Source organism: Allobosea sp. (assembly GCF_048595345.1).
Lineage (GTDB): Bacteria > Pseudomonadota > Alphaproteobacteria > Rhizobiales > Beijerinckiaceae > Allobosea.
Genome location: NZ_JBMDWH010000131.1, coordinates 1 through 12,737, shown reverse-complemented (window position 1 = coordinate 12,737; position 12,737 = coordinate 1). Strand labels below are relative to the sequence as shown.

12 protein-coding genes and 1 pseudogene are annotated in these 12,737 nt (G+C 68.0%); 2 read left to right on the top strand and 11 right to left on the bottom strand.

Annotated features, from left to right (window positions below):
• The 3 genes from ACOJTB_RS12775 to ACOJTB_RS12765 form a co-directional block, all read right to left on the bottom strand.
• A partial coding sequence (locus ACOJTB_RS12775) for a cation:proton antiporter domain-containing protein (protein WP_420102903.1) occupies positions 1 to 1,756 on the bottom strand: 1,756 nt, incomplete at its 3' end.
• Positions 1,757 to 1,881: 125 nt separating this feature from the next.
• A complete protein-coding gene (locus tag ACOJTB_RS12770; protein WP_420102902.1) occupies positions 1,882 to 2,235 on the bottom strand; it encodes a polyhydroxyalkanoic acid system family protein in 354 nt (117 codons plus the stop codon).
• Positions 2,236 to 2,304: 69 nt separating this feature from the next.
• Positions 2,305 to 2,514: a hypothetical protein gene (locus ACOJTB_RS12765; RefSeq protein ID WP_420102901.1), complete on the bottom strand. Its 210-nt coding sequence runs from the start codon at positions 2,512 to 2,514 to the stop codon at positions 2,305 to 2,307.
• Positions 2,515 to 2,749: 235 nt separating this feature from the next.
• Here ACOJTB_RS12765 and ACOJTB_RS12760 point away from each other — a divergent pair, with 235 nt between their 5' ends.
• On the top strand, positions 2,750 to 3,421 hold the full coding sequence (locus tag ACOJTB_RS12760) for a hypothetical protein (protein ID WP_420102900.1): 672 nt from the start codon (positions 2,750 to 2,752) through the stop codon (positions 3,419 to 3,421).
• A 96-nt stretch (positions 3,422 to 3,517) separates the two neighbouring features.
• Here ACOJTB_RS12760 and ACOJTB_RS12755 read toward each other — a convergent pair whose 3' ends face one another.
• Entirely contained in the window at positions 3,518 to 3,817 is a 300-nt protein-coding gene (locus ACOJTB_RS12755) for a hypothetical protein (protein ID WP_420102899.1), read from the bottom strand.
• A gap of 200 nt (positions 3,818 to 4,017) precedes the next feature.
• Between ACOJTB_RS12755 and ACOJTB_RS12750 the strand changes: the two genes are divergently transcribed.
• Entirely contained in the window at positions 4,018 to 4,335 is a 318-nt protein-coding gene (locus tag ACOJTB_RS12750) for a hypothetical protein (protein WP_420102898.1), read from the top strand.
• Between the two features lie 9 nt (positions 4,336 to 4,344).
• Here ACOJTB_RS12750 and iolB read toward each other — a convergent pair whose 3' ends face one another.
• The 7 genes and pseudogenes from iolB to ACOJTB_RS12715 form a co-directional block, all read right to left on the bottom strand.
• Entirely contained in the window at positions 4,345 to 5,142 is a 798-nt protein-coding gene (gene iolB / locus ACOJTB_RS12745) for a 5-deoxy-glucuronate isomerase (RefSeq protein WP_420102897.1), read from the bottom strand.
• 103 nt (positions 5,143 to 5,245) lie between these two features.
• Complete coding sequence (iolE, locus tag ACOJTB_RS12740) at positions 5,246 to 6,130, bottom strand: myo-inosose-2 dehydratase (RefSeq protein WP_420102896.1); 885 nt, start codon at positions 6,128 to 6,130, stop codon at positions 5,246 to 5,248.
• Positions 6,131 to 6,354: 224 nt separating this feature from the next.
• Complete coding sequence (gene iolD / locus ACOJTB_RS12735; protein WP_420102895.1) at positions 6,355 to 8,205, bottom strand: 3D-(3,5/4)-trihydroxycyclohexane-1,2-dione acylhydrolase (decyclizing); 1,851 nt, start codon at positions 8,203 to 8,205, stop codon at positions 6,355 to 6,357.
• A 174-nt stretch (positions 8,206 to 8,379) separates the two neighbouring features.
• Entirely contained in the window at positions 8,380 to 10,314 is a 1,935-nt protein-coding gene (locus tag ACOJTB_RS12730; RefSeq protein WP_420102894.1) for a bifunctional 5-dehydro-2-deoxygluconokinase/5-dehydro-2-deoxyphosphogluconate aldolase, read from the bottom strand.
• A gap of 104 nt (positions 10,315 to 10,418) precedes the next feature.
• The gene (locus tag ACOJTB_RS12725; protein WP_420102893.1) at positions 10,419 to 11,327 is read right to left on the bottom strand and encodes a MurR/RpiR family transcriptional regulator; all 909 of its coding nucleotides are present in this window, start codon (positions 11,325 to 11,327) and stop codon (positions 10,419 to 10,421) included.
• A gap of 110 nt (positions 11,328 to 11,437) precedes the next feature.
• Positions 11,438 to 12,241, bottom strand: coding sequence for an SDR family NAD(P)-dependent oxidoreductase (locus ACOJTB_RS12720; protein ID WP_420102892.1), 804 nt, complete (start codon positions 12,239 to 12,241; stop codon positions 11,438 to 11,440).
• Positions 12,242 to 12,503: 262 nt separating this feature from the next.
• A pseudogene (locus ACOJTB_RS12715) lies at positions 12,504 to 12,737 on the bottom strand (TRAP transporter substrate-binding protein); the annotation flags it as partial.

Sequence of the window (12,737 nt, the reverse complement as noted above, 5' to 3'; positions counted from 1 at the left end):
GGCGCTTCTCCCGAAGATCCTGACACATGGAGAGCATGGCGCGCGCGATCTCCGCTTCGCCCATGATGGTCAGCGTCGCGCCGCATTTCGAGAGATGCTCGACCTCGGCATCCGAATGGGCGCGGGCGACGATCGGCAAGGTGCCATTCTCCGCGCGGGCCTGTTCGCAGACCTGGCCCGCCTCGAAGCTGCCGGGAATCGCGACGAAGAGGCGGGTGGCCCGGCCGATGCCGGCGGCCGCCAGCACTTCCGGATCGGCGCCGTTGCCGACGAGCAGTTCCGCACCGTCGCGCCTCGCGGTCTCCACCGCGTCGGGATGGTCCTCGATCACCAGCAGCCTGGCGCCCTGGGCCAGCAGGCCCGCTCCGAGCAGGCTGCCGACGCGGCCATAACCCACCACGACGATGTGGTCGGACAGGGTCGTCGGAACGATGTCCCGCTCCGGCTCGGACACGGCCGGCTCCGGCGCGCCGGGCGCGGGCGGCTGCGGGGCTGCGCCGGGGGATGCGCCGTCCTCTCCCGATTCGGGCCTCGGCTTCACCGCCGTGCCGTCACCGAGCTTCAGCCGGTCGACCAGCGCGAACATGACCGGATTGAGCAGGATCGACAGGATCGCGCCGGCCAGGATGAGGTCGCGGCCCTGCGCCGGCAGCAGGCCGAGGGCGACGCCGAGGCCCGCGAGGATGAAGGAGAATTCGCCGATCTGCGCCAGCGAGGCCGAGATCGTCAGGGCGACGGCATTGGAGCGGCCGAAGGCGCGCACGATCACCCAGGCGGCGAAGGATTTGCCGATCAGGATGATCGCCAACGTGCCGAGCAGCGGCCAGGGCGCCCGCAGCAGGATGCCGGGGTCGAACAGCATGCCGACGGAGACGAAGAACAGCACGGCGAAGGCATCGCGCAGCGGCAGCGTTTCCTCCGCCGCGCGCTGGGAGAGCGGCGATTCGGACAGGATCATCCCGGCAAAGAACGCCCCGAGCGCGAAGGAGACGCCGAACAGCGTCGCGGCGAGATAGGCGACGCCGAGCGCCACCGCCAGCACAGCGAGCCGGAACAGTTCGCGCGAGCCGGTATGGGCCACCCAGTGCAGCACCCAGGGAATGACGCGCCGCCCGACGATCAGCATGAAGGCGACGAAGGCGACGACCTTGGCGAGGGTTACGCCGAGCACGCCCCACAGGCCGAGATCGAATTGCGCCGAGAGCGGCGAGGGCGTGCCGGGCTTGGGCCCATTCAGCGCATCGGCGATCGCCGGCAGCGCGACGAGGGCGAGGACCATCGCGAGGTCCTCGACGATGAGCCAGCCCACCGCGATCCGCCCCTTGTCGGTCTGGACGAGGCGCCGTTCCTGCAGGGCGCGCAGCAGCACCACCGTGCTCGCCACCGACAGGGCGAGGCCGAAGACGACGCCGGAAATCCAGCCCCAGCCGAGCAGCAGCGCAAGGCCGAGGCCGAGCGCGGTGGCGACCGCGATCTGCACCAGCGCGCCAGGCACGGCGATGGCTTTGACGGACAGCAGTTCCTTCAGGGAGAAATGCAGGCCGACGCCGAACATCAGCAGGATGACGCCGATCTCCGCCAGTTCGTTGGCGAGGTTCTGGTCGGCGACGAAGCCGGGGGTAAAGGGACCGACGGCGACGCCCGCCACGAGATAGCCGACGAGCGGCGAAATGCGCAGGCGCTGCGCGAGAGCGCCGAAGATGAAGGCAAGGCCGAGGCCCGCAACGATGATGGCGATCAGCGGGCCGTGGTGCATGTCTCTCCCAAATCCGGAAGTTCAATGAAGCGAAGGGTTTGAATGGCAAGGACTGTGCAAGTTCGCAGCCGGAAATTCAATCGAAAGTCGTAAGACTGCGACATTTGCACTGCGGTTGCCCGCCGTCAGACCTTCGGCTTGTCCAGCAGGATCCGGCCCTGCTTCTCGACGCCGAGCTTGATCTTCTCGGCGAAGGCGGCGAGCAGCCAGGGCAGCGCGACTTCGACCTTGACGAAATCCTCGCCGACATCGAGCCGGCCCCCCACGGTCTGGCCGAGGGCCGCGACGCCGAAATGCAGGGTGTCGCCGTCCCAGCGCTCCTCGACGAGCTGCATCTTCACCATGCCCAGCCGGTCGCGGACGCGGTCCAGCCCGCCACGCAGCCGCGCGACAGCGGCCTCGCGCCCGAGGTCGTGGGAAATGGTGATGGAAACCGGCTTCGCCATGGTGACCCGCTTGCGATGAGGAGGCCCTGACATGGCGACGGCGCCGGAGGTTGTCCAGCGCCGCGCCGTCGTTTCGTGCAAGGCGACCGATGCCGCCGCAGATCAGCCGCGTTCGATCAGGCGCCGGCGCCCCGTCTTCGTGACGTGCCAGCGCGATCCGTCGGTTTCGACCAGACCGCGATCCTTGAGCGCGAACAGCATCGTCTCGTCGAAGATGAAATGCCGGGTCTTCTCCTCGATGCTTTCGAGCGCGATCCACTCCGGATCCGAGAGCACGGAGGGATGCGCGATCTGGAGGTGCTGAACATGCATGCGCGTCTCCTTCTCGTTGAAAGGCCCCTGTGACGACAGGCTTCACAGCCAATCATGTCCCGGATATGGCCGTGGCAAGGAAAAGCTGGACGCATAAAAGCTGGGCGCCGGACGAAAAGAGCGTTTTCGACGCGGTCAGGGAACCCGTTCGGGGCTCGCTTGTTCAACCGGAGAGGCCGACCGATCTCTCGGGTTTCGGCGTGTCCGTAACTGCCAGACAACGGAGTATCCCGCCATGGCGATCAGCAATCCTTCTTTCCCGCCGGATGTCCCCAAGGATTGGGACGAGGCCAAGGACGAGGCCGGCGCCACCGTCCGCACCCTGCGCGACAAGGCCAGCGACATGGCCGACAAGGCGACCGAGACCGTCAAGGACCAGTTCGAGCGCGCCAAGGAAACCTGGGACGAAACCGATCCGGTCGAGCTCGCCAAGGATAGCGGCCGGGCCGTCGTCGATGCGGTGGAACGTCATCCGCTGGCCGCTTTCGGCCTGGGCGCCCTCAGCGTCGGCCTGATCGCCTGGGCGGCGATGCGCGACAATTCCGCCTCGCGCTGGGATCGCTACCGCCCTGATACCGGCAGCTGGCGCAGCCTCTTTGACGAGTATGGCTCGCAGGCCGCCGATATTCGCGACCGCGCGATGAAGCAGGGCGGCAAGTGGCTGCGTCGCAACGATGTCGACGACTATGCGGACCGTGCGTCCGACTATGCCTCGCGGGCTCGCGACTATGCCGATATGGGCGGGCGCCTGCTGGCCAAGCGGGCCGAGCGCGAGCCGATCGCCGCGCTGCTCGGTGTCGGCATCGCGGTCTATTTCATCGGTTCGATGCTGACCTCGGCCGCGGCGTCCGCCGCCTCCGACGAGCAGCGCCAGCAGCCGCGCCGCCGCGCGACGCGCCGCTCGTAACGCGGTCCCAAAGCGCTCAAAAGAAGAGGCCCTGCCGAGCGGTGCTCGGCAGGGCCTTTTTTCGTTGCCGACTGCGAGAGCGCAGCCAGGCCGATCTCACCACCAGTAGCCGGGGCCGTAATAGCCGGGGCCGTAGTAGTAGCGCGGGCGGGCGCTGGCTGCGATGGCGCCACCGACGACACCGGCGGCCACGCCGGCGGCCACGGCGCTGCCGGCCTCGTTAGACGCGCGGCGGTTCTCGACATAATTGGCCGAGCGGCACTGCTGATAGGCCTTGGTGCCCGGACGGAAGCCCTGAGCCTGGCAGTTGACTTCCGCGTCGGCCATCGACTCCTGCGCGGTCTGGCAACCGGCGAGCAGAGCGGCGAGCGCCCCGACAATCATGATGCTACGCATTGTGTTTCCTCTGCAGCCTCCCACGGCCTCAGCGGGACTTAAAGGCAGCAGTCCGCGCCGGTCAAGAATGCGATCGCGTTTCGGTTAAGAGATGCGGCCGGATTGTGAACCCATTCACGGTTGCGTGATGCGGCAGCGGGACTTGCCTTTGGCGCGCGGGAGCGGAACATGGCGGCCACGATCCGGAGGTTTCGCCCGTCATGACCCGCCTACGCCTGTTCCTCCTGCTGCCGACCCTCGCGCTGGGCGCCTGCGCCGTCCACAATTCGCGCAGCAGCATGGTCGTCGTCACCGACAACCAGAAGGTGGTCGAGAGCTGCGCCAAGCTCGGCGAGGCGGATGGCGCGTCGGGCTTCGAGCCCGTCGTGCCGATCGACAAGTCGCGCGACACCATCCTGCACCGGCTCAAGATTCGCGCTGCGGAGATGGACGGCACGCATGTGCTGTCGAGCGTCGCGGACATCAAATGGAAGGGTCCCAATTCGACCGGCACCGTCTACCGCTGCAATCCGGGCTGATCGCCCGGCTCAGCTCTTCACCAGCCATTCGTGCTCGGGCGCGTTGCGGAATCGCCAGCTGCGCCGGGGGCCGGCCATGACGTTGAGATAATAGAGATCGTAGCCGTGGCAGGTGGCGCAGGGGTGATAGCCCTTCGGCACCAGCACGACATCGCCGTTCTCGATCGCCATCGCCTCGTCGAGGCTGCGGTCATCGGTGTAGACTCGCTGGAAGGCGAAGCCCTGCGGCGGATTCAGCCGATGGTAATAGGTTTCTTCCAGCAGCGATTCGGATGGCAGGTCATCGCGGTCGTGCTTGTGGGGCGGGTAGCTCGAGCTGTTGCCTGCGGGGGTGATCACCTCCACGACGAGGAGCGAATCGGCGGGGTCGGTCTCGGGCAGAATGTTCGTGACGTGGCGGGTGTTCGAGCCCGTGCCGCGAATCTCCTGGCCGAGATCCTCTGGCCGGATGACACGCACCGGCAGGCCGCCGGCGAGCCCGGGCGCCGAGCAGACGGCCAGTTCGAGATCGGTCGTGGCCGTTACCGACCATTGCGACCCCTGCGGGACATAGACCGACCAGGGCTTGCCCGAGAATGGCGACACGCGCTCGCCGAGTTCGCCCAGAGCCGCGCCGCCGGCCGCGACCTCGCCCTTGCCGGTGACGAAGACGAGGCAGGCCTCGCGGTAGCCGGTCTGAGCCGAGACGCTTTCGCCCGGCCTCAGGCGGTGCAGGTCGAAGCCGACATAGGTCCAGCCCGCGCTTTCCGGCGTGACATGGGTGACCCGGCCATGGCTGCCGAAGGGGCGGATCTTGAGATGGGACATGGGGCGTTCCGATCCGGGTTCGTCATGCTCGGGCTCGACCCGAGCATCTTCTGCAAGAGATTCTCGCGTTTGCACTTCGCTTCGCCCGAGAATGACGCTGGCTTCACGCCAATCCAGCTTCCCGGATGAAGCGGCTGAGATTGGCGTGGCCGAGCCTGGCATAGGTCGCGGGCTCGGCCTTTTTCGGGTCCTGCTCGGCCTCGACGACGATCCAGCCGGAATAACCCTGCAACTCCCGCAGGACGCGGACATAGTCGATCGAGCCGTCGCCGGGGACGGTGTAGACGCCTTCGAGCACCGATTGCAGGAAGGACCAGTCCCCCCTGTTGGACCGCCACATCACCGCCTCGCGGATGTCCTTGCAGTGGACATGGTGGATGCGGGGCTTCCAGTGCCGGGCGATGCGGGCCGGATCGCCGCCGCCCCAGGTCGCATGGCCGGTGTCCAGCAGCAGCCCGACCGCCTCGCCGGTGACGGCCATGAAGCGGTCGATCTCCGCCTCGGTCTGCACGACGGTGCCCATATGGTGGTGATAGACGAGTTGCAGGCCGTATTCCGCCTTCAAGGCCTGCGCGAAATTCGTATAGCGCGCGCCGAAATCATCCCAAGCGTCCCTGGACAGGACGGGGCGGGCGGAGAGCGGCTTTGCGATGTCGGAATGGATCGCATTGGAGGTCTCCGCCGTGATCAGGACGGCGCAACCCATGTCGCGAAGCAGCGTCGCATGCGCCTTCACCGCCGCCATCTCCGCAGCGACGTCACGGATCAGCAGTTCTGTCGAATACCACCCCGAGACGAGGGCGTGGCCATGGGCGTCGAGGATCGGCTTCAGCTTCGCCGCCTCGCGCGGGAACTTGTTGCCGAGCTCCATGCCGGTGAAGCCGGCTTCGCGAGCCTGGCTCAGGCAGGTTTCCAGCGGGATGTCCCCGCCGATCTCCAGCATGTCGTCATTCGACCAGCCGATGGGGTTCGCGCCGATGCGGATCATGTCAGTCGTCCTCGATGGTCTTCAGGCTCAAGTCGACGCGGTGGGGCGCGGGGAACCCTCTCCCATAGGGAGAGGGCAGGGTGAGGGGTCGGCCGTTATTCGTGTGAGGCTCAGAGTCGGCAGCGTTGAGGTTTGCGCCTCGCTGGTCCAGGGGCCCACACCTCACCCCTGCCCCTCTCCTTACAGGAGAGGGGTTCCCCGCGCTTTCCGCGGTTGGGATAGCTTCATTCACCGACGCGCTGCCCCTTGCGGCGCTCGTCGTAATCTGCCCGCGCCGCTCGGACCTCCGCCCGCTCGCTGACCTCCGGCACCGCGACATCCCACCAGGCTCCGCCGACGCTCGTCGAGACCAGCGGGTCGGTGTCGATGACGACGACGGTGGTGCGGGTGTTGGCCTTGGCCTGCGCCAGGGCGGCTTCCAGCTCGGCGATGGACGCCGCCTTCATGGCGATGGCGCCGAGGCTTGCCGCGTGCTGGACAAAGTCGATCTGCGGCAGCGTCTCGTGCCGGGCATCCTTCAGGAGGTTGTTGAAGCTCTCGCCCCCGGTCGCGTTCTGGAGGCGGTTGATGCAGCCAAAGCCGCGATTGTCGAGCAGGACGATGGTGAGCTTCAGCCCCAGCATCACCGAGGTCGCGATCTCGGAGTTCATCATCAGATAGGAGCCGTCGCCGACCATGACGACGATCTCCCTGTCCGGCCGGGCCATCTTGGCGCCGAGGCCGCCGGCAATCTCGTAGCCCATGCAGGAAAAACCGTATTCGGCATGGTAGGAGCCGGGCGGGCCGGCCCGCCAAAGCTTGTGCAGTTCGCCCGGCAGGCCGCCGGCGGCGTGCAGCAGCACGATGTCGGAGCCCATTGCCCGCTGGACGGCGCCGATGACCTGCGCATCGCTGGGCAGGGCGGCGTTGGTCGCGGCGGTCGTCTCGTCCGCCGCCTTGCGCCAGTCGGCCTTGCCGGTTCTGGCATGGTCGGTCCAGCTTTCGGGCGCGGTCCAGCCGCCGAGCGCTTCGGCCAGCTCCGCCAGCCCTTCGCGGGCATCGGCCACCAGCGGCAGAGCGCGGTGCTTGCCGGCGTCGAAGGGCTGGGTGTTGAGGCCGATGATCGTCTTGTCCTGAGCGCCGAACAGCGCCCACGATCCGGTTGTGAAGTCCTGAAGGCGTGTGCCGATGGCGAGGATGCAATCGGCTTCGGCGGCGAGGCGATTGGCGGCCGCGGTGCCGGTGACGCCCACCGCCCCCATGTTCAGCGCCTCGTCGTCCGGCAGGGAGGATTTGCCGCCTTGCGTCTCGCAGACCGGGGTTCCGGTCGCGGCGCAGAAGCGGGCGAGGTCGGCGCTCGCGCCGGAATAGAGCGCGCCGCCACCTGCGATGATCAGCGGTTTTTTCGACGCCTTCAGCGCCTGCGCGGCCGCGTTCAGTTCGGCCCGGTCGGAACGGGGCCTGCGCGGGGTCCAGAGGCGCTCGGCGAAGAAGCTCTCGGGATAATCATAGGCCTGCGCCTGCACGTCCTGGCAGAGCGCGAGCGTCACCGGGCCGCATTCGGCCGGGTCGGTCAGCACCTGCATGGCCCGCGGCAGGGCGGCGATGATCTGTTCGGGCCGCGTGATGCGGTCGAAATAGCGCGAGACGGGGCGGAAACAGTCATTGGCCGAGACGGTGCCGTCGCTGAACCCCTCGACCTGCTGGAGCACCGGGTCGGGGATGCGGCTGGCGAAGACGTCTCCCGGCAGCAGCAGCACCGGCAGGCGGTTGACATGGGCAAGCGCGGCGGCCGTGACGAGATTGGTCGCGCCGGGGCCGATCGAGGTGGTCGCGGCCATGAAGCGGCGGCGCATGTTGGCCTTGGCATAGGCGATCGCGGCATGGGCCATCGCCTGTTCGTTATGGGCGCGGAAGGTCGGCAGGCGCTCGCGCTCCTGCCAGAGCGCCTCGCCGATGCCGGCGACATTGCCATGGCCGAAGATCGCCCAGACGCCGCCGAGGAGCGGCAGGCGCTCGCCGTCGATCTCGGTCATCTGCGCGGCCATGTAGCGCGTCAGCGCCTGCGCCATGGTGAGGCGGATGGTGCAGGTCATGATCGGTGTCCGGCCAGGCGATTTTGAACTGGAACCACTGCGTCATTCCGGGCGTAGCGAAGCGGAGACCCGGAATCCATCATAGAGCACCAGCGCCCTTCGATGGATTCCGGATCTGCGCGGCTTCGCCGCTTGTCCGGAATGACGGCTTGCTCTGGAGAGAGGCGCCATGAGCTAAGCCGCCTTGCGGTCGCGCGTGGCGAGCCAGAGGCCGGTCAGGGCTTCGAAGCGCGCCGCCATGTCGGCGATGGCGGCTTCGTCGTCGAGCCGGCCGGAGAGCCAGCCTTCGGCCGCGCTCATGAAGATGGTGCGGCCCACCGCGAAGCCCTTGACGATCGGCGCGCCGGCCGTGGCGGCGAAGCTCGCTTCCAGATCCTCGGCGGGCGCATCCAGCCCCAGCAGCAGCACGCCGCGGCACCAGGGGTCGTGCCGGGCGATCACCTGTTCGATCGCGGCCCAGGCGGCGGGCGAGGCTTGCGGCTCCAGCTTCCACCAATCGGGCCTGATGCCGAGGGCATAGAGCTCCTCCAGCGCGCGGGCGACGGTGTCGGTGCCGAGTGGGCCGTTGCGGCCCGCGATGATCTCGATCAGCACTTCGCGGCCGACCCTGCGCGACGCTTCGAAGAGGCCCCGCAAGGTGTCCTGCTGCTCCCGCTTCAGCTCGGCCGGGTCGTCGGGATGGTAGAGGCACAGTGCCTTGATGCAGTGGTCGACCGGCCATTCCGGCAGGGCCGAGCCGATATCCCGCCCCGCCTCGAAGCGCAGGGGCCGCGAGCCGGGCTCTTCCACCGGGCGGCCCAGCCAGCAGAACGAATGGCGGGCGAATTCGACCATCGCCTCACGGCCATGCTTCTCGTCCAGCAGCATGCCGTAGCCTGGCCGGCCCTTCGCGACACGGGCGGCGGCCTTCACCGCGAGCCGCTTGAAGGTGCCGATGCGGGCCGGGTCGGCGCCCAGCCGGTCGGCCAACTCCTCGAGCTGCGAGCGATGGTCGCAGGCGAAGGCCATCAGCGAGGGGATCTGGCGCCGCCGCGTGGTCGCCCAATGGATGTGGTTGATGTCCTCGTCCTTGCGCAAGGCGCGGTGCCGGCTGCCATGCTTCAGGAAATAGTTCAGTTCTGCGAAGGTCGGGCTCTCCGGCGAGCAGAGCAGGCGGGATACGGCGAAGGCGCCGCAGGCATTGGCCCAGGTCGCCGCCGTGCGGAGGCTCTCGCCGCCGAGCCAGCCGCGCAGGAAGCCCGACATGAAGGCATCGCCGGCGCCGAGCACATTGTAGACCTCGATCGGGAAGCCCCGGCCGACGATGCCGTCCTCCAGATCGCGCGGAATCGCTCCCTCATAGACGATGCAGCCCATCGGGCCGCGCTTGAGCACGATCGTCGCGGGCGTCAGCGCGCGGATCGTCTCCAGCGCCGCGACAAGCTCGCTCTCGCCGGAGGCGATCAGCACCTCCTCTTCGGTGCCCACGATCAGGTCGCAACCGGGCAGCACCGTCTTCATCCGTTCGGAGACGGCGGCGGAGGCGATGTAGCGCTTATCGCCGGCATCATGGCCCGCCAGCCCCCAGAGATTGGGGCGATAGTCGATATCCAGCACCACCTTGCCGCCGGCCTGCCGCATCAGCCGCATCGCCTTGCGCTGCGCCGCTTCGGGCCCAGGCCGGGCGAAATGCGTGCCGGTGACGACCACGGCGCGGGCCCGCGCGATGAAAGCCTCCTCGATATCGGCCTCCGCCAGCGCCATGTCGGCGCAGTTCTCGCGGTAGAAGAGCAGCGGGAAGGAGGCGTCGCTCTCGACCGAGAGGATGGCGAGGGCGGTGAGGCGCTCGGGATCGGTCTTGAGGCCGTCCAGATTCACGCCTTCGCGGGCAAGCTGCTCGCGCAGGAAGCGGCCGAAGGGCTCGTCGCCGACGCGGGTGAGCAGGGCCGAGCGCAGACCGAGCCGGGCCGTGCCGATCGCGATATTCGCAGGGCAGCCGCCGACCGATTTGGCGAAGGAGGTCACGTCCTCCAGCCGCGAACCGATCTGCTGGCCGTAGAGATCGACAGAGGCGCGGCCGATGGTGATGACGTCGAGCGCCGGGGCCGTGCCTGCGCGCGCATTCGTCATGGCCTTCTCCCGCTGCGGCGATCCAGGCAGCTGCATGAGCGCCGCCATTTGCTGCTGCAATGAAATGATAATTCCATTACATCGTCAAGATGGAATGATTGTTCTCAGGCCTCTGCGCTCTTGCGGCGGCGCGCGGGCGGGGGCGCGGCACGGCGCGCCTCACCGACGCCGACCGCCAGCGCCATGGCGAGCGCCATCGTCGAGGACAGGGTGCGAAAGCCGCCGAAATCGGCCTCCGCCACCTCGAACCAGATGTCGCTGAAGCTGGCCAAAGGTGAAAAGGCGCTGTCGGTGATCGCGATCAGCGGCACGCCGCGCTCGGCGAGCACGCGGGCTTCCTCGATCGTCGCCGGGGTATAGGGCGAGAAGCTGACGACCAGCGCGACGTCCTTGCCCGTGGCGAAGGAGGCGATCTCGGCGTTGAGCCCGGCGGCCGATTCCACCAATTGCGAGCGCACGCCGAGCTTGGCGAGCGCATAAGCGAGGTAGCTCGTGACCGGGAAGGAGCGGCGCCGCGCCAGCAGATAGATCGTCTCCGCCTGCGCCAGAAGCGCTATCGCCCGGTCCAGCGCGGCATCGTCGATCGTGCGGCTCATCACATCGAGGGATTTGCGGGAAGCGGTGAGAAAGCCTTCGAGAATCCGGTGGTTGCCGGGCAGCACGCCGTCATTGCGGCGCAGGGTCGCCAGCCGCTCCTCATAGCTCGAATTGCGTTCGCGCAGGCGCTCGCGAAACACCTCCTGCAGGCTGCTGAAGCCGTCGAAGCCCAGATGCTGGGCAAAGCGGATCAGGGTCGAGGGCTGCACGCCGGCCGCCTCGGCGATGCTCGCGGCGGTGCCGAAGGCGATCTCGTCGGGGTTGTCGAGCGCATAGGCGGCGATCTGCGCGATGCGCTTGGGCAGGGCGTCGCGCCGGGCGAGGATCACGCCCCGCAGGCTCTCGAAGTCTCGCGGGAGATCGACCGTCGCCGCTTCGCTCATCGTCTGCCGCCCGTCTCCGCCGGCTCGCGCCATCTGGCTAACCTTGTGGCAGCCCCGCCCGCGTGGAGCAAGCGTTCCATCGTGGGAATGCATGCGCGGTTACGATCGCCCCGGGGCGGGATGGGCCTGCGCCGGCCCGGCATTCAGCCGGGAGGAGCGGTGCCGCAGCTCTGGCCGCCATCGACGGGCAGACAGACCCCGGTGATGAACTTCGCCTCGTCGGAAGCCAGGAAGACGGCGGCGGCGGCGATGTCCCAGGCCGTGCCCATCCGGCCCATGGGCACGAGGGCGTTACGGGCAGCGACCATCGCCTCGGGCGAGTCGTACTGGTCGGAGATCTGCCTGTAGATCAGCGGGGTGTCGATCAGCCCCGGCATGATGCAGTTGGCGCGGATGTTCTGCCTTGCATATTGCATGGCCAGCGCCACCGTCGCCTGGTTCACGGCGGCCTTGGTCGCGTAATAGGCGAAATACGGATAGCCGGTCCAGCGGATGGCGGCGAGCGAGGAGATGTTGACGATGGCGCCGCCGCCGCCTTCCAGCATCACCGGAATCGCCGCCTTGGCGCAGCGATAGACCGATCCGAGATTGAGCTGGAGCGAGGCCTCGAACTGCGCCTCCGAGAGCTCCACCGGCCCGCCCATATGGGTCACGCCGACATTGTTGTGCAGGATGTCGAGCCGGCCGAACTGGCGTGCGGTCGTCGCGACGCAGGCTTCGACCGATGCGAGGTCGGTCACATCCGCATCGAGCGCCAGCGCGCGGCCGCCTTCGCCGGCGATGATCCGCGCCGTCTCTTCGGCTGCGTCGGCGTTCAGGTCGATGCAGGCGACGGCCGCCCCTTCGCGGGCATAGGCGACGGCCGCGGCCTTGCCGTTGCCCCAGCCGGGGCCGGAGGAGCCGGCGCCGAAGACGATGGCGATCTTGCCGTCGAGGCGGCCGGGCATGGTTCAAAGCTTTCGATAAAGAAAGGGGGGCGGAGGAGGGAGCAGCAGGGAGTGGGATCCCCTCTCCTGTAAGGAGAGGGGTAGGGGTGAGGTGTCGGCCCCTGGGCGAGTTGCGCACGCCCTCGCCGCAGCCGTGGTCAGCTCACGCCTCAAGCGTCAAACGGCCGACACCTCACCCTGCCCTCTCCTTACAGGAGAGGGGTCCCCGCGCCTTTGTGATCATGCCCGGTGCCCGAGAGGCGCGAAATATTCGCCGATCAGCTCAAGAGCCGCCGACGGCCTTCTCCAGGATGCCCCAGGCCTCGTCGCCGTATTTCTTCTTCCATTCGGCGTAGAAGCCCGCCTTGCGCAGCGCTTCGCGGAAGGCGTCGGCCTTGGTCTCGTTGACGACCATGCCCTTGGCCGCAAGTTCGCCCTGGAGGCCGGCATTGAGCTTGGCCACATCCTCGCGCTCCAGCAGGGCGGCGGCGTTGAGGTGCTTGGCGACGATGGCGCG

Bases quoted from the DNA above. Each gene is read 5' to 3' on its own strand.
- ACOJTB_RS12755 (WP_420102899.1), bottom strand. From the start codon at position 3,817: ATGCGTAGCATCATGATTGTCGGGGCGCTCGCCGCTCTGCTCGCCGGT.
- ACOJTB_RS12750 (WP_420102898.1), top strand. From the start codon at position 4,018: ATGACCCGCCTACGCCTGTTCCTCCTGCTGCCGACCCTCGCGCTGGGC.
- ACOJTB_RS12760 (WP_420102900.1), top strand. From the start codon at position 2,750: ATGGCGATCAGCAATCCTTCTTTCCCGCCGGATGTCCCCAAGGATTGG.
- ACOJTB_RS12720 (WP_420102892.1), bottom strand. From the start codon at position 12,241: ATGCCCGGCCGCCTCGACGGCAAGATCGCCATCGTCTTCGGCGCCGGC.
- iolE (WP_420102896.1), bottom strand. From the start codon at position 6,130: ATGATCCGCATCGGCGCGAACCCCATCGGCTGGTCGAATGACGACATG.
- ACOJTB_RS12770 (WP_420102902.1), bottom strand. From the start codon at position 2,235: ATGTCAGGGCCTCCTCATCGCAAGCGGGTCACCATGGCGAAGCCGGTT.
- iolD (WP_420102895.1), bottom strand. From the start codon at position 8,205: ATGACCTGCACCATCCGCCTCACCATGGCGCAGGCGCTGACGCGCTAC.
- iolB (WP_420102897.1), bottom strand. From the start codon at position 5,142: ATGTCCCATCTCAAGATCCGCCCCTTCGGCAGCCATGGCCGGGTCACC.
- ACOJTB_RS12725 (WP_420102893.1), bottom strand. From the start codon at position 11,327: ATGGCGCGAGCCGGCGGAGACGGGCGGCAGACGATGAGCGAAGCGGCG.
- ACOJTB_RS12765 (WP_420102901.1), bottom strand. From the start codon at position 2,514: ATGCATGTTCAGCACCTCCAGATCGCGCATCCCTCCGTGCTCTCGGAT.
- ACOJTB_RS12730 (WP_420102894.1), bottom strand. From the start codon at position 10,314: ATGACGAATGCGCGCGCAGGCACGGCCCCGGCGCTCGACGTCATCACC.